We start from the raw sequence: 22333 nt of genomic DNA, 5'->3' as shown, positions 1-22333 counted from the left end.
CGCTTTACATCATCACGACATCAAACTGTTCTTGTATGTACAGCGGCTCAGCTTTGACTTTCACCTGCTTGCCGATGAAAACCTCTAGCTCAGCAAGCGCATGGTACTCATCGCCAGCAAGCACTTCAGCCACTGCTGGAGACACATATACAACAAACCTATCCGCATCATAGGCACGGTTGACTCGGGTGATTTCGCGCAGAATTTCATAGCAGACGCTTTCGACTGTCTTCACGGTACCACGTCCTTCACAGGTCGGGCAGGTATCGCACAGCACATGTTCGATGCTTTCGCGGGTCCGCTTACGTGTCATCTCAACCAGGCCTAGCTGGGTAAAACCATTAATGTTGGTCTTAACCCTATCGTAGGACAATGCTTGCTCCAGCGCCACCAGCACCCGACGGCGGTGATCGTCGTGGGCCATATCGATAAAGTCGATAATGATGATCCCACCCAGATTTCGCAGTCGCAACTGGCGAGCAATGGCCTTGGTCGCCTCGATATTGGTGTTGAAGATAGTCTCTTCAAGGTTACGGCGGCCAACAAAGGCACCGGTGTTGATATCGACGGTGGTCATCGCCTCGGTTTGATCGATGATCAGGTAACCGCCCGATTTCAGTTCGACCTTACGATCGAGCGAGCGCTGAATTTCATTCTCGGTATCGAACAAATCAAAGATTGGCTGCTCACCGGCATAGTATTCCAATTTATCGCTCAGCTCAGGGACAAACTCATCGGTAAATTCCTTGAGTTTCTCGAAGCCCAAACGGGAATCAACCTGAATGCTATCGAGCTCGGTACCAACAAAGTCGCGTAAGATACGCTGCGCCAGTCCCAGCTCACCGTATAGCATGGATTTTGGCTTGTATTTCGCACGGCGCTCAAGAACTTTACGCCACAGGTGCTTGAGGAAGGCGGCGTCTTGCGCCATCTCTTCGTCAGTAGCCCCTTCGGCAGCGGTACGGATAATGAAACCACCCAGATCATCGCAGTACTCATTAACCACCCCTTTCAGGCGCTCGCGTTCATCTTCGCTTTCAATGCGCTGCGACACACCGACGTGGCTTGCCCCTGGCATAAACACCAAATAGCGAGAGGGTAACGTCACATCTGTTGTCAGGCGCGCACCTTTGGTACCTAGCGGATCTTTGACCACCTGCACCACCAGATCTTGGCCCTGACGAACCAACTCTGAAATATCGCGCACCTGAAACTGTTGTTTTTCGTTTTCTGCCACACACTCGGTGTGCGGAACAATATCTGACGCATGCAGGAACGCAGCTTTTTCAAGGCCAATATCAACAAAAGCGGCCTGCATCCCCGGCAATACCCGGCTGACACGCCCTTTATAGATATTGCCAACAATTCCACGCTTGGACTCGCGTTCGATATGAACTTCCTGAAGGCTCCCCGCCTCGATCATGGCGACGCGAGTTTCACTCGGGGTCACGTTAATTAGCAGCTCTGTGCTCATGGTTGCCTCTAAATTGATAAATCTAAAAAGTCTTGAACCATGATGTCGGTTTCCACCAAAGGTAACCCCACCACAGCATAATAACTGCCATCGATACGTTCGACGAACTTGCCGCCGATCCCCTGAATGCCATAGCTTCCTGCTTTGTCCTGTGGCTCACCACTTTGCCAGTAGTCTTCTATTTCTTTTTCTGACAGTGATTTGAACCACACGTCGGTAACGACCAAGCGTGTTTCTTGGCGCTCATTACTAGCCACTGTCACTGCCGTCATCACCTGATGACGCTTACCTGACAGCAGGCGTAGCATCTGCTGGGCATCGTCAAAGTCCTTGGGTTTCTCCAAGATACGTTCCCCCGACACGACAATGGTATCAGCCCCCAGCACCGGCGCCCTGCCATCAGCCACCGCAACACCTGCCAATGCCTTGTCCACCGACAGGCGCTGGACATAGTCTGCTGGCGATTCGCCAGCCTGATGTTGCTCTTCAACATCCACCACGACCCGCTCAAACCGGTAACCGAGTTGGGTCAGAAGTTCTTTGCGGCGCGGAGAGCCCGAGGCCAAATACAGTTGCGGTGTCGACATGATATCATTCATTTAGTTTTGTGTGATAAATCAATGTGATCCATTCAAGCACGTTCGATGTGTATCGTTACACCCTAGCATTGAACGGATCCTATTGGGAGACTAATTTAACGAATTGAGAGCTTGCGACGCATCCGTCGCAGCAGCAAGAATAACCACGGCCATAACAAGAAGTTAAGTAATACAGCCCATAGCCGTTCCGGGTCAAAGGTGATCACTGAGACCAGATATTCGGCCCAGAATTCAACCAGCTTGCCGCCCAGCGTCAGCAAGGCAACCAGCATGGCCTGCTGCCATAATGATAGGTTACGTAGTACCTGGAAGTTAAGTGCGACGATATAGCACAGTACCGCCATCATCAAGCCACGTACCCCTAACGTCGAGCCGAGCATCAGATCCCACAGCAAACCCAGCAGCAATGCTGTCCCGACATTCACCCGATGCGGCAACGCCAGTACCCAGTAAAAGGCAACCAACACCACCCAGGAGGGACGGAAAGGCTCCAGCTCCCCCGGCCAAGGGGCAGCTTGTAAAATCAGCGCAATTAAAAACGACAGCCAAATCCAAATTCGGCCGTTAGCGCGACTATTCGCCACTATTGAACTCTCCCTCAGTCAAGGTTTCACGCGGGGTTGGCCATACCAACAGCAGATAACGCAGACGATCGAACTGTACAGTTGGCTTTGCCTTTATCTGAGCAAACGGGCGTTTGTTATCAAACGAAAACTCAGTCACATTGGCAATCGGATACCCTTCTGGGTAACGGCCACCCAACCCCGAGCTCACCAGCAAATCACCCACTTCGATGTCGGTACTGCTTGGCACGTGCTCCAGCTGGATCTGATCTATCTGGCCGCTGCCAGAGGCAATGACCCGAATATCATTACGGACGACCTGAACCGGGATCGCATGGGTTGGGTCGATCAACAATAACACCCGGCTATTGTGGGCGCCCACATACGAAACCTGACCGACAATCCCCTTTTCGTTAATCACCGGCTGGCCTTCATAGACCCCGTCTACCCGGCCCTTGTCGATCATCACCTGATGACTGTATGGGTCTGAATCAACGGCCATCACCTCGGCGATCAGTTTTTTCTCATCGCGGACAAACGGTGAACCCAGCAGCTCACGCAGGCGCTGGTTCTCTTGTTTTAGCTGCTCGAGCAGCAATACATCGCTCTGCTGAACCAGCAAATCACGTTGCAAGGCTTTGTTTTCTGCCAGCAGACGCCGGTGCGAGCTGAACTGTCCGGATACACCACCGAGCAAATCTCGCGGCAAATTGGCCGCATATTGCAATGGAGAGATAGCTGAATTGAGCAGGTAACGGACGTTGGCAAAGGCGTCAAGACGACTGTCGGCTAGCATAAGGCCAACCGACAGTAAAATGGCTAGAAACAGGCGCAGTTGCAGGGAAGGCCCCCTGCCAAAGATAGGTTTCATGTAACACTATAACCTGTTTGTCGATATGCCCGGGCGGGCATTATTCTTCGCTGAATAGATCGCCACCGTGCATGTCGATCATTTCCAGGGCCTTGCCGCCACCACGGGCAACACAAGTTAGCGGCTCGTCTGCCACGACTACTGGAATACCGGTTTCTTCGGTCAATAGACGGTCAAGGTCACGCAGTAGCGCACCACCACCAGTCAGTACCATACCGCGCTCGGAGATGTCCGACGCCAGCTCTGGTGGACACTGCTCTAGTGCAACCATCACTGCCGATACGATGCCGGTTAGCGGCTCTTGCAATGCTTCTAGAATTTCGTTGGAGTTCAAGGTGAAGCTACGTGGCACACCTTCGGCTAGGTTACGGCCGCGTACTTCAATTTCACGCACTTCGTCACCCGGGTAAGCCGAGCCGATTTCGTGCTTGATGCGCTCAGCGGTTGCTTCGCCGATCAGGCTGCCGTAGTTACGACGTACGTAGTTGATGACAGCTTCATCAAAGCGGTCACCACCGATACGGACAGATGATGAGTACACCACGCCGTTGAGCGAGATCACGGCAACTTCCGTCGTACCACCACCGATATCGATCACCATCGAGCCGGTTGCTTCAGACACTGGCATGCCCGCACCGATCGCCGCCGCCATTGGCTCGTCGATCAAGTACACCTCACGGGCGCCTGCACCTTGGGCAGATTCACGGATAGCACGGCGCTCAACCTGAGTAGAGCCACAAGGAACCGCAACTAGAACTCGTGGGCTTGGACGCAGCAGGCTGTTGTCATGCACCTGCTTGATAAAATGCTGAAGCATTTTCTCAGTAACATAAAAGTCCGCGATAACACCGTCTTTCATCGGACGGATTGCCGCGATATTGCCCGGAGTACGGCCCAGCATCTGCTTGGCGTCGTGACCGACAGCGGCCACACTCTTAGTTGCTCCGGCACGATCCTGACGGATCGCGACTACTGATGGTTCATCCAGTACGATGCCCTGTCCTTTGACATAAATAAGGGTATTGGCTGTACCCAAGTCAATAGACAGGTCATTAGAAAACATGCCACGAAGTTTTTTAAACATAGTCTTCGGCTAATCCTGCAAGCTCACAAATTCGTTAAATTGCGCTAAATGTATCAAGGGGTGCGGATCGAGACAAGGTAAGCTTTGTCAAACCTGCCACAGATCGGCATTTTATTTAATCGAGCATTGTATTAATGCCCTTTTCACCGCGGTATAGCACTCGATCGTTACCCCGGTATGCACCGAAGGTCACTGTCGAGTGCGGGCTCTCGTCACCTTTACCGCGCCAATCGAAGGTCAGCCACGGCTGATAATTGCCATGCTCGCTGGAAGGTCCGCCTTCACAACGGATCTCTGGCTCATTATCTATCGCTTTAGGCTTATCGCTAATGACTTTTTGCCAAAAACGTACCTGTTCACGGTAAATCAATCGATTACCGTCGTCATCCTTCACCTCGGTAGGAACCGCAACAAACTCGCCGGAGCGAATCACCCCTGATTCTACATTTCCTGACCCTTGAGTGTACGAGGTGCTTGTCACGTCAGTGTCAGACTGGGAAAGAATTTGTTTGCACGCCAGCTTGCCGTCGAATACAGCACGGCTGTCTTGCTTGTTAGTCACAAAGTCAAAACCATCCCAATATTCCACCCGGAGCGGGATAGCTAGTTCACTGTCGAAGCGGCCAGAAACATCATCCAGCGCCATGCGGCCATAGCGGATATCTGGGTGAGTCCGCCAAATCTGAATACCTTCACGTTTGGCACTTTCCTCCAAAACCACGTCATTATTGAGGGAAAGGTATGCCCAATCGATAGGATCGTTAGCAGGGAGAATCTTCAACCCCACACGGGTATTCATCGTATCAAAGGGACCATCTTGCTGACTGGTACGAGGCTGGGTGCCACGGTGTCCCACAGTATAATCTCGAACAAAAGTAAAATTAGGCTCATTGACTGTAACTTGTGCCGTCTTTTCTTGATCAGCACTCGGCGCCCATACAGCTCCGCTCCATGACCATACATAAGGGCTACCTTTACGAGAAGCATACTCAATGCGTTGATCACGTTCGACAACCTCATCGGTTTGGGTACTGTCTAACACCACAAACTCCAACCCAGCCTTATATTTCGGCTTGGTAACATCTTTTTCAAACAACCAATAATTCTTCACTGCGCGACCCGCTTTCCCCTGTCCGCCATCGGCAAAAGCACCGACAGAGAAATCGAAGGTAAAGGGCTGATCCATATAAGCAAGTTCTCTTTGCCGTGAAGGATATTGAAAATCATCACGAATGAGTTTGAAGTACTTGGGATAAAAGCGACCAACATCACGGTAGCCTACATTTATATCCATACCAAGGTAACTGCTTTGTGTATCAGCAAAAAGGCGAATACTTCCCACCTCATCCCACTGCAACCTATATGGCTGAGTCTTTAGCTGGATATTCGTCTTTGCGGAGCCACCAGAAAGCGTCCCCGCAACTGCCTGCTGGTCATTAGGTGTCTGTAACTGATGGCTCAGCTCCACTAGTGCCGCAGGAGCCTGAGACTTATAGAAGTTTTCAGTGATCAGACGGTTACGACACATTGTGCTGCTATCTATCGCAGGTTGCGTCCCTGATTTGGAAAAATTGTCACCGTCCCCCTGCTGCCATACCACCGGCTTCACTAAGGTATGGAATGCTTCACCTGCGGCAGCAAAACCATTCCCACTATTGGCATCACCGCTCGCCTGTTCAATATTCGGAGTACCTGACTGGCACAAAGCAAAAGTGTAGGGGCGACTTTGAACCAATGCCGATCCCGTCAGCCCCTGCCAGTCCGCTGGCAACGACTTGCTTTGTGAGGACTGACCGCCAATAGCATTCAGGTCACAACTCTCTTTGGTACACTTGGGATCAGACAAAGTCAGCGTCATCTCACCGGCATCGTCATATTTGACCGGGATATTACTGGCGACACCATTGCTAAAAGTAAACTGACCTTGAGAGCCTTGCCATGTCGTCTTGTCACTGCCCGCGGTATTTCGCAGCATGACTTTATCATTTCGGTTATTGCTGGTTGTTGGCTTGCCATACTCAGTCTTAATATTAAGTGTCTTACGCCCGGTATATTCACGGATCACCGAGTCACCACTATTACAGGCCATCGCCTTCACTGTGAGTGTCGCCGGTTTGCCCGCGACTAATTGCACTGGGTTAGGAGTGATGACAAAGCCTCCAGGTAAAAACTGATACAGCCCGATCGGAGAGTTACCACTTAAGCCTTCAATGGTCGCAGTTAACTCTAGCTCACCAAGGTAATCACTTTTGAGCCAAATTCTTTTCTGATTATTGTCAAAAGCACTCACAGGGACAGTAAAAGGCACCCCGTCGCTAAATCGCTGACCGTAATTACTCCCTTCCAGCTTCGACGTCGACCAAACCCCAGCAGCCGCTTGTCCGGATTTCGCCGTAATGCTGACCGTGATATCCCCGTCAAAGGCATCCCCCCCACCATCGTCAGGTGCAAGACTAAACAGCACCTCCTGGCTTTCACACAGCATGTTCTGTTGCCACTCAGGGCTGATATCCAAGGTGAAATCTGGCGTGGTATCAAAACAGGAGCTTTTGCCGTTGATTACTGCAGTAGAAAGATACTTACTACTGTTCATCTCCAACCTTGCAGCCGTCACTGCACCAGTAATAGATGTCACCTCACAATCATTTCCATGCTGACACTTTCCACCAGCCATACTTACAGTATCTTCTGAATAAATTAAGCCAGTAAATGAGCTTCCCTTACTCAAAAGTACATGAGGGATGTCATCATCTTCATTATTCGGGGTGTTATCTTCATAATAATGAGCGTATAGCTCAAGAGAGTCTGGTTCATTATTCGCTGGTGTAATACTCGAGAAGTCAGAGATATTTAGCTTTTTTGTGTGTATCACAACATTGCCATGGGTCACAATATTGCTGCCCTTGTTGATACGCATTTCTTCAAACCAATACGTTCCCGAATGCAGGTGCAAAGTTACACCATCATTCAAGTCTAAAAGTTTAACGCGCTCACCTGCCCCATTACGCAATTCTTCCGTATCTTGTGTCGAATTCCCCATATAAAACGTGGAATATTCCTCTAACGTGTTGTCTCCATTATAAACAGGGGCATTTCGGTCAGCTTCAACAAAATCTCCGAGATCTAACTCTTTAGCCCATCTGTCTGGCTGAGCATTTGTAGGAGAGTTACACTCTTGTCCATCACACGCTACCGATTTACCGTTAGAAGTAGCTTTAAACCACAAGTAGTGCTTACCGTTTTCTTTATAAGTCCCCTTAATCAAAGCCTTATGATGAAGCCAAGCTTGATAATTACTTCGATCAGTCCAGGTTTGCGCAGGGCCAGGGAACACATCACACGTATCCTCGCTGACTTTACGCTGGAATGCCATAAAGCCAATATTTTCGCTAAGGTGCTTACGCTCAACCTTATGACGTTTGCCTTCATTAAGGTCTTCATCATTGATAAAACTCACCTTGTAGCCGTTATGACCTGACGGCTCCAGTCGGCATAAACGTATCCAGCCCCCATTGTTACCCTTACGCGAATTCTTTGAGGCGATGATAAACGGCTCATTGGAGAAGCCAGAAGGAACAGGTGTTGTTGCGGCACACTGACGTAATACGGGCTCAGTCACTTGATCAAACTCTTTTAATCCGTTGACTAAAGTATCAAGCGTCGCTCCTGCTCCCATAGCAAACTGGAGCCCTTTATAGCTTCCCCGTCCCTCAGCAACGATATACGCTACCTTCTGAGCACTCCCACCATAGTGGTTACCACTCGTCAATTCCGAGCGATCCAAGGCCAAAAAGATCCGATTCAAATTTTGTTGTACAGCGGTCACCACCGGTGTTACCCAACGCTGCTTTGAGCCTAAGTCGGTCTGACCATTCCCTTGCAGACTAAGCAGCACACCAGGATTATTAAACGCTGCATTATAATTTACCGGCGAGGAGACATCTTGAAGGTTACTATTATTAACAGCCTTCCCTCCCACTAAATACCGACTGATCTCCACGGTACCCGCTTGTATCCTTCCCTTATCACCAAAATTTAGCGTACCAGGCTCAATAGCAAAATAACGCACTTTGCCCATAGGTACCGTCTCTAGGCAATATTTATGCTTATTATTTGGCAAACACTTCTGTCCAATTGACTTGAGCTCAATATCACTTCTCATAGGGGCTATATACTGACGGAACGTAGCCCCCGTTTTCGTCACGTTGATAAGGCGCAAGGTAGAAGGCGCATCACGACCAACCCCTTCCTCGATCGTCGGCATCAAAAACACTAACGGTTTAGTCGTAAATGGCTGGTCGAATTTAATTTCACAGCTTTTTTCTGCCCCAGAGCCGATACAATGGGCTATCCCTTGTTCAGATAACTGGTACTCCCCAAAACGAAATTCCAACGCGGAGGCCGGTAGAGCTATTGCCAGCATCAATAGCCAAAGGCAGAATTTAATGGCTCTCATGGTAATGCAATCTCCAGATCCTTCGCCCACACTTCTTGGGTACGGGTCGTTGAGAACTGCCCACTGCCGCAAGTTGCCGTGCTTTCTAATTGATACTTATTGGCTGGTTGGCCATTTTCTTGATAGCTGGTTTTAGTGCACTTAACCGTCAATGACTGGCAGGAAAACAAACTGGCATCTAATGATTTATCTTTCGAATAATCGATACAGGCATCAGGGTTTGATGTGGTTTGGCCGAGCGGAAATAATTTGCTCAGGACAATTTCGTTACCAGAGTGGGCGGCATACCAAGCGCGGGTCGAGAACACTTCACGCGCAGTGGAGTCCTGCCCAGACCAATCGATACGGATCATGGCGGCAGCAAAGGCCCCCATTACGGTAATAATAAAAAGTGATACCACTAATGCGCTACCGCGCTGTCTGCTATAAAACATTGATCACCTGCACCGTATGCTCGTAGCTGAAGCTTTCCCCCGTGCGCCCCTCTTGAAAGGTCAAATTGAGGTGAACCATACTGTTGTTTTCCAAACCTTTACCATTAACCTCGACATCAAAGGCTGAGAGCTGCTCTGCGATCACTGCACTGCTATTGCCAGATTTACGCCTTAGTACATTGGCTTCTAAGCAGAAGGACACCGGTTGGCCGTAAGCGTAAGCACGATTAGCGGGAGAGCGGTTATCGAGCGGTGTGGAAACATTCACTACTACCGTACCACTACCATTCGGCCCTGCATCGACACGGCTGATTTTAAAAGATTGCGCAGCATAGTCCGCTGAGTTACCCAACCCTGCAGCAAGCGCCAATTTGTCATCACTGCTAACAGCCTGCCACTCTATCTCTGTTCCGATAGTAGGCACTAACTCAACATTTACTGTTCGAGCCTTGCCTAGGGTGAAACCTGCCAAGTGAATAGGATAAAAACTGATGCAATTTCCCGTTGAGGCCAAACTATTAGGAGCAGCATGGCGAATTTCACGGGTCATTTTCTCTAAAGCAAAACGGGCCTGAGACTGGACACGATCACGACTCACGGTGCTGACATAGCCTTCAGCGCCCAACTGGAGGTAACTGCCAATCGCCAAGGAAATAATGCCGAGGATCACCAAGGCGATGACCATCTCCATCAGCGAGAAGCCTTTGCTGGCCTTTATTGAAGTCCAACTAGCCATCAGTAGTTACTCCGATAAGCCACAAAATCATACTTGCCATGACGACCGGTATCGACTTCGACCACAATTCGCTTGTGCTGATGAGGGAAAGTCGTTTGTTCTGGATATGTTGTATTAAAACCATTGTCGTAACTGACATCGACCTTTACAGTCATATTGCTGTAAGTGTCCGCCTCAGCCACCTTCTCACCGGTCAGGTTTTCTATCGCCCCGCGCCATGGAAATTGATTATGGCTGTAGCGGTCATAGCACAGTGATAAATCGCCCCAGCAACCATGGAAATCATCAACATCGTTGGCGATGGCGACCACCAGCCCTTTTCCTGCAGGCAGCGAGCTGCCCGGAATCACATAGTCGAAGTACTCACTGTCTTTATCAAGCGGCCACACCCCATGCTTATTGGGCACGGTACATTCGTGCTTTTTACCGTCAACGGTTTCCCCACAGCGCACCACACTGTCGCCAAACGGGTCGGAGTTTTCATCAAACTTGCGCGAGAGAATTTCATTGAGAAAAGCATTACCAATTGCCGCAGCACGAGCTTGGTAATAAGGCGTTGCCGAGCGCTCAACCTGCGGGAACAAAAAGCTGGTCAGGGTCACCATGGCAATACCCAAGATCACTATGGTGATGATACCTTCAATCAAGGTAAAACCACTCTGCCGACGAGGTGACTTAGATACTACAGTCATTGATAAACCCCTCGCTGTTGATGCATAAGATCGCTTGCTCGCCATTGCGCGAAGTAATGGTCACCTGACAATTTAATGAAGTACAAATGCGCTGCAATTGCTGATTATTAACGACCGAAGGGCGGCCGAGCATATCAAAATAAATGGCTGCTGAAGCTTGTGAATTTACGCCATCAAAAAAGGCGAAGTTCACCATGTCATTATCAAAAGTCAGCTTACGAGTAGAGTTACTATTGCTAGCACAGTTTGCTGAGCCAAACTCTGTGGTGCTTATCTGGAGGGCAAGGCAGTTATTAGGATTAGCTGGGTTTACCGGGCTATTCATTCCCACCAATTGAATTTGACGGGCGATGGGAATGGCTTGGTCACGAGCCAGCACGGCATCAAAGCCACTGCGACCAAACAGGCGCGAGGCGGCCGTCACACTGATAATACCAACCAGCACGATAACAATGATGAGTTCGAGGAGCGTAAAGCCAGTGCTTTTTGCGTAGCTTTTTCCGTAATGTCGGGGCATTAATCACCCGGGAGGTTGTTGTGGTTTCTATTTATTCAGGGCAATAGCCGAAACTATTGCCCTGAATAAATAGCGCTCCGAAGAGCGCTAAATTACAATTAGCAGTTGTCTGAAAAAACTTTCGTTGTTGCCACAGCGCTAGATGTTGCCTGTGTATACTCTACAAAACATTCAGAAGAACCTTTTACCCATTTCGTATTTTCTTTAAATGAATAGAGAATCTGAGCTGGATTCGAGCTAGCTACATCTTGTGATTTCCAATCATTTTCCAAACCGTTGACAACAGACTTTAGTGCGCCCGAAGTCGCTTTTGGGTAACCATATGCAAGTGCAACATCAACACCATTGTCGTTCTTAATAGTGCCATTTTCTTTTGACTCAACTCCTCTGATAGCAGCCTTACCAAAAGTGATACCTGCCGCACCATCAACTGCACCTTTAAGGCCTTCAAGAGATGACTTACGGGCATCATTTTGCAGATTCAAAAAACGAGGTGCTGCTGTTACAGCTAGAATACCCAAAATTACGATCACAACGACCATTTCAATTAGCGTAAAACCGCCTTGACGTTTCATAACATACTCCTATTTTAATGACTGTTATGGATTAACGAATTTCAACTTCAACTGAGCCTTTCATTGGCTGATAAGTAAAGAAATGGCCAGATGTTACATCTGTAGTACCATTGCCATTAGAGCCCGTTGAAGCAAGCTGGTAATAGCGACAAACTCGTCCATCATCAGTTTCTTCTTTCACACCATAAAACTGAAACTGACCACTCTTGGCATCAGACTCATTAAGCGTAACTTTAGGTGGGTTTTGTAAAAGCTCTTTCATCAAAGTCACACAATCTGTAGATTCAATTCCATCGGCAGCAACTTTTCGTGTAGCAGTCGGATAACCGATACGCGGACTATCTTTATCGCCATCTTGTGTTAAATAAAAATCAGTCCCATCATAATCTACAATGTTTCTTCCTGCGGTCTCTGGTCGCCCAAATGCTTCCCACTGCGCACGAACAGACAATACAGCTGTCGCATAACTACCTGCCACACCTTCAATTTGTGCTTTTTTCGCTTCATCCGTGACGTTCAGGAATCGCGGTAGTGCAGCAACTGCTAGCAGGCCAACCACGATAATGACAATCACCAATTCCACCAACGAAAAACCGGCTTGTTTTTTCATTTTTACTGACCTTTTTTGTTTTTTGTCAAATCGACGTCACCACTTCTCGGGAAGCGTCAAAAAACCGTTGGTGTGTATTGTCTCATTTTCATAAAATAATGCTAGCCATTTTCCGTCAGTAATTTGGAAATAACATGAATTATAACGCTCTGATATCACATTTCTTTTATCAACAAGGCTTATGTAATCAACAGGTCTTTGCCGAGAAGACAATAAATCCCACATTTCAGCGCAATCAATATGCTCATCTCGTATAATTATCGGCCAACCATAGCGGGTAAATGAATATTCGATACCATTGGTTTGTGAGTGGCTCGGTTTATTATCCAGCTCCCACTGTTGGCGTATTGTCGACGCACTACGGGTCATGGTTTGCGCCAACAATTTGACCTTTGTGCGCTCGGCCTCTTCATTGACCTTGTGCCATTGCACAAGCAACACCCAGATCATCAAAAAAATGACGCCGCCCCAGAGAAACCAACGCACATGGCTGAAGAACTTGAGATTAGCCACCGCGCGCAACATCGAGCAAACTCCACATTGGCAGGAAGATACCCAGCGCCAGTACCAGCACCATAATCGCAACAATAAACAACAAGATAGGTTCGATGCGTGCGGTCAGTGTCTTGAGATCGTAATCGACCTCACGATCGTAAAAGTCTGACACTTCAAGTAATAGATCGTCGACCTGACCGGTCTCCTCACCGACGGCGATCATCTGCAGCACCAAAGGGGTAAAGACTCCAGACTGGCGAGCCATTGAAGTAATGCTGCTACCGCTTTCGATACCGTTTTTCATCTCAATCAAACGGTTTTCTAGGTAGTTGTTACCCAGCGATTCCGCCGACATCTGGATTGCCTGATTGAGCGGTACACCGGCGCGTATCATTAGTGAGAAAGTCCGAGAAAAACGCGATAGCTGGGCGCGGTTGATGATATCGCCCACAATTGGCACTTTTAACCGGAGTTTATCCCATTTCTCACCACCGACAGGGGTTTGACGCCACGCCTTGAGGCCAATCCAACTCACGACGACAGCACCGAGCATCAGGGGCCAGTAATGGACAAAGAAGTTCGAGGTAGCAATCAGGATCCGGGTCGGTAGCGGCAACTCAACCCCGAAACGGCTAAACATAGAAGCAAACTGCGGGATAACTTTGATGTTCAATACCGACATCGCCAGGGTGATCGCGATAAGCACAAAAGTCGGGTAACGCATCGCCGATTTGATCCGGCGGCGGGTCTCCATTTCCTGCTCGAAATATTGTGCCAACTGAAGCAAGGTCTCATCCAACCGCCCGGTGTTTTCACCGACGCTGATCATCGACACGAACAGCTCAGAGAACACCCTCGGGTGGGCTTTCATCGACGCTGACAACGACTTACCGTTGGTCAACTCCACGACGACTGCATCCAAGGTTTCGCGCATCAAAGGATGGCTGGCACTCTGGCCCAAACCACGCACCGCACGGAGTAATGGTACGCCGGCTTTGGTCAGGCTGTATAACTGGCGACAAAAAATCACCAACACCTCGAGCGGGATCCGGCTTTTGAATAGGCGATCTAAATCGATCCCATTTGATTTGGCTTTGCCTTCGCGGATTTCCAGCGGAATAATGCCTTGGCGCATCAGGATATCTGCTGCGGCATCTTGCGACGCGGCGTCAAGCTGCCCGCGCTTGATGTCACCTTGGGCACTGCGGCCGCGGTAATTAAAAACTGCCATGATCCTTTCCTGCTAGCCGTTACAACATGAAACTATTGTGTTCGTCACCCTCACCGAGCAACAGCACTTCATCCAAGCTGGTAACGCCTTCCTGCGCCAGCTCCATCGCTGACTCAATAAGCGGCTTATAGCCCGTTGACTGACGGGCGATCTGGCTAAACAGCACAGCATCCCCGCCACGCAGTGCATCCATCATATCCGGGCGCATTTCCAATAGTTCAAACACGCCGATACGGCCACGGTAACCGGTAAAGTTACAGGTCTGGCAGCCTCGACCTTTACGGAATGTGGCGTCACCCAAATGCGGGAACCTTGCCATCAACCACTGCTGCTTGGCCGGTTCAAGATCATACTCGGTCGCACAGTCTTTACATACCCGTCTTACCAGACGCTGGGCCAATACCGCCCTCACCGCACTGGCAACCAGATATCCCGGCGCTTCCATATCGATCATGCGCAGGGCGCTATCTATGGCATCATTGGTATGCAGGGTGGAAAGTACCAAGTGACCGGTCAGAGCAGAACGTAAACCAATTTCCACAGTTTCCTGATCTCGCATCTCACCAACAAGGATGATATCGGGATCCTGACGCAGGAAAGTACGCAGAATCGACGAGAAGCTCAGACCAACTTTTCTGTTAACTTGAACCTGATTGACACGCGGCAAGCGGTATTCCACCGGATCTTCGGCGGTGATCAGCTTCTTGCCCGGCTGGTTGAGCTCGCTCAGTGCACCATACAAGGTGGTCGTCTTACCCGAGCCGGTCGGACCGGTGACCAGGATCATACCGTGCGGCCTACGCAACTGGCGGCGTAAACGCTGCAAGATATCATCGGGCATGCCGATTTGCTCGAGGCTGAGGATCCCCGCCGACTGGTTAAGCAAACGCATCACAACCGATTCGCCATGCTGGACCGGCATGGTCGACAGACGCACGTCGACCGACTGGCCGCGTACCGACAAATTGAAGCGGCCATCTTGCGGCAAGCGCTTCTCGGAAATATCCAAGCTCGCCATTAACTTAAGGCGCAGCACCAAGGCCGAAGCCACACCGGACTCTTTAAGCAGGGTTTCATGCAGCACGCCATCAATACGCTGGCGGATCCGCAGCACGTCGCTATCGGGTTCGATATGGATATCCGAGGCACCGACCTGAATAGCATCTTCAAACAGCGAGTTGATCAGCTTTACGACAGTGACTTCATCATTGTCGTTATTATCCAGCCCAAAGGAGTAATCTGAGTGGTGCTGGTGTTCGGCCTGCAGTTGCTCGGCAAAAGAAACAATTTCTTGGGTACGGCGGTAGTAGCGGTCAAAGGCCGTGATTAACTGACGCTCAGAGGCAATCACCAACTCGATGCGATACTGTCCCAGCTGATCATATACCGCTTCTTGCGCGGCCAAATCCGCCGGATCACTCATGGCCACTCGTACCATGCCGTCCTGTTCGCTGATCACCAGCGCTCGCAAGCGACGGGCATGGACTTCGGCCAGCAAAGCGACCGCATTGGTATCAACGGTCAGGCGGTTAAGATCAACCAGTGGGATATCTAACTGGCGAGATAGAAACTGCAGCATCCGCTGCTCACTCAGAAAGCCCAGGCTGATCAGGGTATCGCCCAGCTTGCGGCCGGTAGATTGCTGGTTGTCCAGCGCCTGATCAAGCATGTCAGGAGAGACAATGCCTTCTTCTATCAGCAGGTCGCCAAGGCGTTTACGTAGTCGAAGTGCCATTGTTACCCCTTCATACTGGCCAGTACGGCCAGGCGTTGACGAATAAACTGTTGCGTCTCAGCGGAAATCTGACCCATACGCAATGCCTGCTGGTAAGCGTCCTCGGCTTGATCCAGCTCCTGCCCACGCTCAAGCGCGACCCCGAGCCCCAGCCACCAGCGGCCGTCATAGGGCTCGGCTTTGACGAGGTTCTGATAGCTACTCAGTGCCAAATCATTCTGGTTAAGCTGCTGGGCCAATGCCCCGCGCATAGCTAAATAATCGCTATGGGTGTGGCTTGGCAACTGGCTCAGTACATTCAGTGCCGCTTGCTGCTGTGACTCATTCACCAGCAACTTGGCCATGGTCAAACGCAAGTCCGGCTGGTTCGAATCCAAGATCAAGCCTTGTTGCAATGTGGCTATCGCACGGCGGTTTTCTCCCCGGCCGTAATATAGCGCAGCCAGCTTCTGGCGTGCCGTGATCCATTCAGGCTGGTATTTAATGGCAGATTCCAAGTAGCCGATCGCTTTACGGCTGTCCCCTTGCTTGAGGGTTTTTTCTGCTTTTTTGTATTCAATCTGGGCCAGCTGGCCGGCATCAAGCTCGACAGTTTCAATCATCAGGCTCTCATCACCATCCATCATTTCGACGGTGCTGTCCTCATGGCTATCAACGGCACTCACCGGCACCGTTTTTGACGCTGTTTTTGCCTCTGTTTTTGCCACAGGTTTTACTACAGCTTTTGCCGTTGTTTTGGCGACTGCTTTTTCAATACTCGGCTTAGTAGCACTCGATTTAGCTACACTAGACTTAGCAGCAACAGGTGGCTGCTCAATAGCTGGCGTTTGTGTCTGCTGGCTTGGTGCAATTGGGCTCTTCACCGTTTTGGCAGCCGGTTTTACGTCTGTTTGCACAGTGGCTTGCTTAACAGGGGGACTAACCCTATTTTCAACGGCTTTTTCCGGACCCGGTTCGGTTTCTGTCAGCTTAACTATGGGCTGTGTTTCAATTGCTGCAGGTGCCGCTTCCACGGGCGCAACCGGATTGACCGCCATTACCACCTCAGCAACAGGATCATCACTGGTCCACAGTTGCCAACCGCCAATCCCCATCACGGCACCCAGGCTCAGTATGCCTAGTGCAGCCCAAGGTTTTAGGTTCGTTTGCTTTACGGGCTTAATCATTGCTGGCTTGATCTCACTGCGTGAGTTGCCATGCTCTTGGCCCTGCTGGCGGCTTAACGCACTCAGTTTTTTATTCAATTCACTCATCGGTTATTGCCATCCCCACAGTACCGGGTAGGTCCATTTCGGTTGGCGCGCACCTAAGGTATCGCGGATCGCCACGAGTACTTCGTTGCGCTCAACCATCAATTTGTTTTCGCTGTATGCGGCAATCAACGCCTTATGACACAGCTGATTAATTAGTCGCGGTATGCCGCCACTGGCTTGCCAAATCGCCTTGCCCTGCGGCAAGGCAAACAACTCGCGCTCAATACCTGCGGTTTGTAAGCGGTGCTCGATATAGGCCAGTGTTTCGGCCAAGTCCAACGGTCTTAATTCGCTGCGGAAGGTGATCCGCTGGCGGAACTGGCGCAGTGCATGCCTAGCAAGTTGCTTATCAAGCTCAGGCTGGCCCAACAGCACAATGTGCAGCAGTTTTTCTTGCTCGGTTTCCAAATTGCCCAATAGGCGAATCGCTTCTAGGGCATCATCCGGCAGCGCCTGAGCTTCATCAATTAACACCACCACTGTTTTACCCGCCGCTTTGCGCGCCACCAGCGCTTGCTGCAACCTGTCGGCCAATAAACTGTTATCGCCTTCGCTTTCCAGTCCCAGCTCACGCGACAGTGCGATTCGCAGTGCCGCGCCACTCTCTGCTGGTGTCGGCAAATAGGCCAGCTCAAACTGTTCAGGCAATTGGTTGATCAGCATCCGGCATACCAAGGTTTTCCCCGTTCCCACTTCGCCGGAAATCTGAATGATCCCCTCGCCCATCCCCAGCGCGGCCAAGGTGGTGTCGATAGCCTCCAAGTGCGGAGGCAAGGCATGGAAAAACTGGGTATTGGGTGTCAGGCCAAAAGGCGCTGACACCATGCCGAAATGCTCGAGGTACATGGTTTAGCCCTCTTCGGGGAACCACTCGTTGATCAGGGCGCGGGAGCGCTCCACTTCCTGCTGCCAAGTCTGCTCACCGACAACAGTTGGTTTGAGCAAGATCACCAGCTCAGTTTTGGTTGAAAGCTTATTCACATTGCGGAACAGATGGCCCAGCATAGGGATATCACCCAGTAGCGGCACTTTCGATACTTGATCCGTCGTCGCTGATTTCATCAGACCACCAATCACCACCACATCACCAGAGCGGGCGTGGATGACTGAATCCGACTCACGAATAGAACTCTTGGCTAGAGGCAGCTGGTAGGTACCGAAGGTATCACCTAAGGCGATGTCACGAATCTCAGTTTCAACATCGATAACCGCAGGGTGAACATGCAGCAATACACCGCCTTCATCACCAATTTGCGGGGTGACATCCAACGAGATCCCGGAGAAGAACGGTGTCAGCTCGATATCCGGCGAGGCGTTACCGCCGTCACTGTTGACCTCACCACCAGACACATCCGTCACGAAGTACTGGTCACTACCTACTTTGATCACTGCTTTCTGGTTATTGGCTGCTGTTACCCTCGGGCTGGACAGCACATTCAGGTCGCCCTGGGTATCAAGGAAGCTCAATACGGCATCGAAGTTACCGTCTGAGATAGTAATGTTGGTCTGCCCGCCTAGCAGTGCAGCAATCGGATCTGCGCCCGGCAATGTCGGAATATTGCCATTGGAAATGTCGCCGCGTCCGAAGATAATCTCGGTGCCGCCAATCGTCTTGGTGATATTGCTCCAGTTGATCCCCTGCTGGTATCCATCGCTCAGGGTGACTTCCATGATTTTGGCTTCAAGCACCACCTGGCGCTTTAGGCGCTTTTGAGAGACCCCAAGGAATTCCTTCACTTCACGCAACTCATTCGGGTAAGCACGTACCGAGATCAAGCTTGCCTGTGGTGAAACAACAACACTACGTCCCTGCCCGCTGCCAATCATCGCCTGGATGGCCTTTTCCAACTGGCCCCAGAAATCGCTTTCCGATGTCGTCTGGATAGTGGTACCACCGGTCGTGGTACTTGAGCTGTTGTTATTGCCACTGTTGTTGCTATTGCTATCAGAGTTACTGCTAGAGCTACCCGAATTACCAGTGTCACTGTTGGTGATAGAGCCGGTTGTCAGGGTCGTTAAAGAAACACCGCGGCGCTGCAACTGAAGGTAATCCACCGGGATCACCTCGGTGCGAAGGGTTGCCGGGAAGACCTGGATAATATTGCCCTTGCGGGTGGTGTTGTAGCCATAGATGTCAGACACTACAGACAGCACTTCATCAAGTGTAACGTCACGCAGGGTCAGGGAGATGCGGCCCTGAACATCTGGGTGGATAACCATATTGAATGGCGTGCCTTTGACTAGGCTGCCGAAAAAGGCTTTGGCATCGACATTACGGGCATTGACCCGAAAGCGCTTCTCAAGCACTGACTGGCTGGCGTAATCCATCCCATCGAGTCCCGGCATCAAATCATTGCTGACCGCTGTCGGCAGATCCATCAACGGCCTGCTGTTGGCTTCGTTGGCGGCCTGATTCAGAGCACCCTTCATTTCCACCGGATCACGGTGTCCCATATTGGTCGAGCATCCTGCCAGGGAAGCCATGACAACGGCTATTATTAATCCACGCATGTTTACCACTTCTTGTTTACTCTGACTTTATGTTATCGGCGAACATTTCTAATCGCCATTGCCGACCACCCCGCTGCAAGATGACGAAATCGTCCGTCACCTGGCTGAGGGTATAACCGCTGATCCGTCCGCCGGTCCCGACAGACACGCTGTTAAGAATCGCCCGGCATACCTGGCCATCCTGATCACAAAAAATACCCTGTAATTGGGGCAGGCGTGCTCGTGACGAGGTTGCCTTAACCGCCGGCGCCTGCCAGCCTAATGGCGCAGTGGGGTCCTGCGCGGCCTGTGCCAGTGGCATCATCAACCATGCCACTGCCATTATTGCTAATCTAACCACCAATAAAGTCCTCGCTAATGCCGAGTGTGTAGACTTCCAACTTAATATCAGCCCACGGGTAGTTATCCACTTGGTAATCCAGACTGCGCCAGTAATACTGGACAGGCAGCGCCTCCAGTTGCTCGAGGTAATTAATCAAATCGAAATAGCGGCCACGCAATCTCAGCCTGACCGGGTGGATGTAGTAGCCTTGATCTTCCCCGCCAACCAACTGGACAGGCGGCAGTGATTCAAGCGAAAGCAGCTTGAGCTTGCGCGAATGCTGGAGAACTTTTTCCATCAACGCCGACATCTGTACCGGGGTTACCAAGCTCGATACCCGGCCATCCAGCTGTGCATCCAAGTCGGTATTCTGCCGTTCTAGTTCACTGATCTGTTCATCAATGTCGGCGTCTGGATCATCCTTGAGCTTACGCTCCATCACTAATAACTGATTCGTATTCGTCATCAAGGCGTTTTTCACCGACTGAAGCTGCCCCTTGGCGGCATCGACGGCTTTAACTTGAGGTTCGATTATGACCACGAAGCCAACAAACAGCAGAGCTATCCAGCCCGACAAAGCAATCAGCCATTTTTCGCGTTTGGTCAGCAGTTCAAATTTGTCACATAACGTCTGCCATTGGTTCATTGGGCGACTCCTTGCGTGACAGCCTGAGCTGCTGGCTGGCTACGCTCTGCCAGTAGCTTGAAGGTCACGATATTTTGTTTGTTTCTGCCCAAGGACATCAATTTGAATCGGCGATCCGACAGCGATGGGTATTGCTTAAACATCTGCAACCAAGCAGGAACGGAATCCGGCGTGCGCGCCAGTCCTTCCAAGTTAAGCTGTGGCCCTTTCACCCGCAGGTGCTGAACCGAAATATCACCACTGGCCGCGGCCGAGAGCTGCTGCATCATACCGGCATAGCCGACTTGCAAACTGCTGTCATGCAAGGCTATTGCCTCAAGTGCTGCCCGCTTATTAGCAAGGTGTTGTTCCAACCCATTGGCGACATCGACTTTCAGCTGACTTGGTAAATGCTTTGTCAGTGCGGCTTTAGCCCGTTCGACCTCTGCGGTTTTCTGCTGTAGGCGCTGCTGCTCTGACGCCAGCTCCTGCTGCTGCTGGTAACTCTGCCAGCTAAACCAGCCAGCCAGTGCACCTAATACGACAGTGATCGCCACCCAGCTCATCACAATATTGGGTAAGGTCAGCAGATCGAGTTTCGGCTTAAGGGCATCGCTGTAAAAGTTAATCCCTACATGCTCAGGTTCGATGACGGCACAATAGGCAACACGAACCGCGTTACTGGCCAAAGACGGGTGCGAAGGGGTGACAGCTTCAACCTTGACATTGAGGCGTTGGCTCAGAGCTTGGGCCAATTCACCGTCATCATCGTCATCGCAAGATATCAACAACTGGGTAATGGGAGCGTCACGCAATTGGGCGCTGAGGAAGTCGAGCGAGCGCTGCAACTCCAGTGCTAGTCCGTCGAGTTGCAAGCCTTTTTCCAGGGACTGGGTATCATCAGCGGCCAACAATGGCACACTGAAACCGCGCAACTGACGCTGAAAGCACAACACCTGATGCTTGAAGGCTGATAATTGCAGGTTTGTTTTACCCCGGCGGTGCAGTACCAATTGGCTGCGCTCAAACGCCGTTAGCTGACCCCATACCACCTCTTCGGCAGAAACAGACATCAGCTCACAACCAGCATCTCGGCAGGCTTTCTCCAGCTGCTCAATCTGCTTTTTCTGGGTCGAAAATGCCTGTAGGCGATCTTTCAGCGGTGCAACAAAACCATCGGCCACCAACTCCATCGGCGATTCATTGACCAGCTCTTTGACCAAAAATGGCAAAGCCGTCGGGTATTCTTCCCGCGGTAGCTCTGGCTTGTCTATCAGCATGCTTTGGTACAAACCATGGCCAAGGACAAGGCGAACATCAGCCCCTTTGAGCTGGTGTTTTTCAATCAATGACTTAATAGCATTAGGCCAGCCAACCAACCCGCTCACCGACTGCTCATCGGTGACCCACGTTTTATTTTCCTGATACACCAAGGCCACGGTGTCGGCAAACAATGCCATCCCAGCAATAGGAGAATGTGTCTTCTTCCTAAACAATTTATTTATTATCATTTCAGGCTACTTAGGATTAACAGGCTTATATCAGGAAAT

21 protein-coding genes are annotated in these 22333 nt (G+C 50.6%); all 21 read right to left on the bottom strand.

Annotated features, from left to right (window positions below; translation table 11 throughout):
* Positions 1-4: 4 nt before the first annotated feature.
* The 21 genes from rng to L4D79_RS24090 all read right to left on the bottom strand — a co-directional run bounded on the left by rng (position 5) and on the right by L4D79_RS24090 (position 22294).
* Complete coding sequence (gene rng / locus L4D79_RS24190; RefSeq protein ID WP_428655263.1) at positions 5-1474, bottom strand: ribonuclease G; 1470 nt, start codon at positions 1472-1474, stop codon at positions 5-7.
* A gap of 8 nt (positions 1475-1482) precedes the next feature.
* Positions 1483-2061 carry a Maf family protein gene (locus L4D79_RS24185; RefSeq protein WP_428655261.1) on the bottom strand — a complete coding sequence of 193 codons (579 nt, stop codon included), beginning with the start codon at positions 2059-2061 and terminating at the stop codon, positions 1483-1485.
* A gap of 107 nt (positions 2062-2168) precedes the next feature.
* Positions 2169-2657 (bottom strand): rod shape-determining protein MreD, encoded by a 489-nt coding sequence (gene mreD / locus L4D79_RS24180; protein ID WP_428655259.1) that lies wholly within the window; start codon positions 2655-2657, stop codon positions 2169-2171.
* Entirely contained in the window at positions 2647-3507 is an 861-nt protein-coding gene (gene mreC, locus L4D79_RS24175) for a rod shape-determining protein MreC (protein ID WP_428655256.1), read from the bottom strand. Before mreC ends, mreD begins: the two co-directional genes overlap by 11 nt.
* Positions 3508-3547: 40 nt before the next feature.
* Positions 3548-4591 (bottom strand): rod shape-determining protein, encoded by a 1044-nt coding sequence (locus L4D79_RS24170; protein ID WP_107350074.1) that lies wholly within the window; start codon positions 4589-4591, stop codon positions 3548-3550.
* A 115-nt stretch (positions 4592-4706) separates the two neighbouring features.
* Positions 4707-9047: a DUF6701 domain-containing protein gene (locus tag L4D79_RS24165; RefSeq protein ID WP_428655253.1), complete on the bottom strand. Its 4341-nt coding sequence runs from the start codon at positions 9045-9047 to the stop codon at positions 4707-4709.
* Complete coding sequence (locus tag L4D79_RS24160; protein WP_428655251.1) at positions 9044-9481, bottom strand: MshP protein; 438 nt, start codon at positions 9479-9481, stop codon at positions 9044-9046. The genes L4D79_RS24165 and L4D79_RS24160 overlap by 4 nt, the downstream gene beginning before the upstream one ends.
* Positions 9471-10217 carry a PilW family protein gene (locus tag L4D79_RS24155; protein WP_428655249.1) on the bottom strand — a complete coding sequence of 249 codons (747 nt, stop codon included), beginning with the start codon at positions 10215-10217 and terminating at the stop codon, positions 9471-9473. The genes L4D79_RS24160 and L4D79_RS24155 overlap by 11 nt, the downstream gene beginning before the upstream one ends.
* Positions 10217-10909, bottom strand: coding sequence for a type IV pilus modification PilV family protein (locus tag L4D79_RS24150; protein ID WP_428655247.1), 693 nt, complete (start codon positions 10907-10909; stop codon positions 10217-10219). Before L4D79_RS24150 ends, L4D79_RS24155 begins: the two co-directional genes overlap by 1 nt.
* On the bottom strand, positions 10893-11426 hold the full coding sequence (locus L4D79_RS24145; protein ID WP_428655245.1) for a prepilin-type N-terminal cleavage/methylation domain-containing protein: 534 nt from the start codon (positions 11424-11426) through the stop codon (positions 10893-10895). The genes L4D79_RS24150 and L4D79_RS24145 overlap by 17 nt, the downstream gene beginning before the upstream one ends.
* Before the next feature lie 98 nt (positions 11427-11524).
* Positions 11525-12001: a prepilin-type N-terminal cleavage/methylation domain-containing protein gene (locus tag L4D79_RS24140; protein WP_428655243.1), complete on the bottom strand. Its 477-nt coding sequence runs from the start codon at positions 11999-12001 to the stop codon at positions 11525-11527.
* 31 nt (positions 12002-12032) lie between these two features.
* A complete protein-coding gene (locus L4D79_RS24135) occupies positions 12033-12611 on the bottom strand; it encodes a prepilin-type N-terminal cleavage/methylation domain-containing protein (protein ID WP_428655240.1) in 579 nt (192 codons plus the stop codon).
* Positions 12612-12647: 36 nt separating this feature from the next.
* Complete coding sequence (locus tag L4D79_RS24130) at positions 12648-13136, bottom strand: hypothetical protein (RefSeq protein WP_428655238.1); 489 nt, start codon at positions 13134-13136, stop codon at positions 12648-12650.
* Positions 13117-14337: a type II secretion system F family protein gene (locus L4D79_RS24125; RefSeq protein WP_428655236.1), complete on the bottom strand. Its 1221-nt coding sequence runs from the start codon at positions 14335-14337 to the stop codon at positions 13117-13119. The genes L4D79_RS24130 and L4D79_RS24125 overlap by 20 nt, the downstream gene beginning before the upstream one ends.
* A gap of 19 nt (positions 14338-14356) precedes the next feature.
* Positions 14357-16072 carry a GspE/PulE family protein gene (locus tag L4D79_RS24120; RefSeq protein WP_428655234.1) on the bottom strand — a complete coding sequence of 572 codons (1716 nt, stop codon included), beginning with the start codon at positions 16070-16072 and terminating at the stop codon, positions 14357-14359.
* 2 nt (positions 16073-16074) lie between these two features.
* Positions 16075-17325, bottom strand: a complete 1251-nt coding sequence (locus L4D79_RS24115) for a tetratricopeptide repeat protein (protein ID WP_428655232.1) — start codon at positions 17323-17325, stop codon at positions 16075-16077.
* Between the two features lie 3 nt (positions 17326-17328).
* Entirely contained in the window at positions 17329-18171 is an 843-nt protein-coding gene (locus tag L4D79_RS24110) for an ExeA family protein (protein WP_428655229.1), read from the bottom strand.
* Positions 18172-18174: 3 nt separating this feature from the next.
* The gene (gene mshL, locus L4D79_RS24105) at positions 18175-19836 is read right to left on the bottom strand and encodes a pilus (MSHA type) biogenesis protein MshL (RefSeq protein WP_428655227.1); all 1662 of its coding nucleotides are present in this window, start codon (positions 19834-19836) and stop codon (positions 18175-18177) included.
* A gap of 16 nt (positions 19837-19852) precedes the next feature.
* On the bottom strand, positions 19853-20176 hold the full coding sequence (locus tag L4D79_RS24100) for an MSHA biogenesis protein MshK (RefSeq protein WP_428655225.1): 324 nt from the start codon (positions 20174-20176) through the stop codon (positions 19853-19855).
* Entirely contained in the window at positions 20169-20804 is a 636-nt protein-coding gene (locus L4D79_RS24095; RefSeq protein WP_428655223.1) for an MSHA biogenesis protein MshJ, read from the bottom strand. Before L4D79_RS24095 ends, L4D79_RS24100 begins: the two co-directional genes overlap by 8 nt.
* A complete protein-coding gene (locus L4D79_RS24090) occupies positions 20801-22294 on the bottom strand; it encodes a PilN domain-containing protein (protein WP_428655221.1) in 1494 nt (497 codons plus the stop codon). Before L4D79_RS24090 ends, L4D79_RS24095 begins: the two co-directional genes overlap by 4 nt.
* Between the last annotated feature and the right edge of the window lie 39 nt (positions 22295-22333).

It is taken from the genome of Photobacterium satsumensis (genome assembly GCF_050336935.1).
Classification (GTDB): domain Bacteria; phylum Pseudomonadota; class Gammaproteobacteria; order Enterobacterales; family Vibrionaceae; genus Photobacterium; species Photobacterium satsumensis.
The sequence above is the reverse complement of the archived record's forward strand: the minus strand, read 5'-3'. Positions and strand labels throughout refer to the sequence as shown.

Coding starts and splice junctions, on each gene's coding strand:
- rng (WP_428655263.1), bottom strand. CDS start 1,474: ATGAGCACAGAGCTGCTAATTAACGTGACCCCGAGTGAAACTCGCGTC.
- L4D79_RS24185 (WP_428655261.1), bottom strand. CDS start 2,061: ATGTCGACACCGCAACTGTATTTGGCCTCGGGCTCTCCGCGCCGCAAA.
- mreC (WP_428655256.1), bottom strand. CDS start 3,507: ATGAAACCTATCTTTGGCAGGGGGCCTTCCCTGCAACTGCGCCTGTTT.
- L4D79_RS24170 (WP_107350074.1), bottom strand. CDS start 4,591: ATGTTTAAAAAACTTCGTGGCATGTTTTCTAATGACCTGTCTATTGAC.
- L4D79_RS24165 (WP_428655253.1), bottom strand. CDS start 9,047: ATGAGAGCCATTAAATTCTGCCTTTGGCTATTGATGCTGGCAATAGCT.
- L4D79_RS24160 (WP_428655251.1), bottom strand. CDS start 9,481: ATGTTTTATAGCAGACAGCGCGGTAGCGCATTAGTGGTATCACTTTTT.
- L4D79_RS24155 (WP_428655249.1), bottom strand. CDS start 10,217: ATGGCTAGTTGGACTTCAATAAAGGCCAGCAAAGGCTTCTCGCTGATG.
- L4D79_RS24150 (WP_428655247.1), bottom strand. CDS start 10,909: ATGACTGTAGTATCTAAGTCACCTCGTCGGCAGAGTGGTTTTACCTTG.
- L4D79_RS24145 (WP_428655245.1), bottom strand. CDS start 11,426: ATGCCCCGACATTACGGAAAAAGCTACGCAAAAAGCACTGGCTTTACG.
- L4D79_RS24140 (WP_428655243.1), bottom strand. CDS start 12,001: ATGAAACGTCAAGGCGGTTTTACGCTAATTGAAATGGTCGTTGTGATC.
- L4D79_RS24135 (WP_428655240.1), bottom strand. CDS start 12,611: ATGAAAAAACAAGCCGGTTTTTCGTTGGTGGAATTGGTGATTGTCATT.
- L4D79_RS24130 (WP_428655238.1), bottom strand. CDS start 13,136: ATGTTGCGCGCGGTGGCTAATCTCAAGTTCTTCAGCCATGTGCGTTGG.
- L4D79_RS24125 (WP_428655236.1), bottom strand. CDS start 14,337: ATGGCAGTTTTTAATTACCGCGGCCGCAGTGCCCAAGGTGACATCAAG.
- L4D79_RS24120 (WP_428655234.1), bottom strand. CDS start 16,072: ATGGCACTTCGACTACGTAAACGCCTTGGCGACCTGCTGATAGAAGAA.
- L4D79_RS24115 (WP_428655232.1), bottom strand. CDS start 17,325: ATGAGTGAATTGAATAAAAAACTGAGTGCGTTAAGCCGCCAGCAGGGC.
- L4D79_RS24110 (WP_428655229.1), bottom strand. CDS start 18,171: ATGTACCTCGAGCATTTCGGCATGGTGTCAGCGCCTTTTGGCCTGACA.
- mshL (WP_428655227.1), bottom strand. CDS start 19,836: ATGCGTGGATTAATAATAGCCGTTGTCATGGCTTCCCTGGCAGGATGC.
- L4D79_RS24095 (WP_428655223.1), bottom strand. CDS start 20,804: ATGAACCAATGGCAGACGTTATGTGACAAATTTGAACTGCTGACCAAA.
- L4D79_RS24090 (WP_428655221.1), bottom strand. CDS start 22,294: ATGATAATAAATAAATTGTTTAGGAAGAAGACACATTCTCCTATTGCT.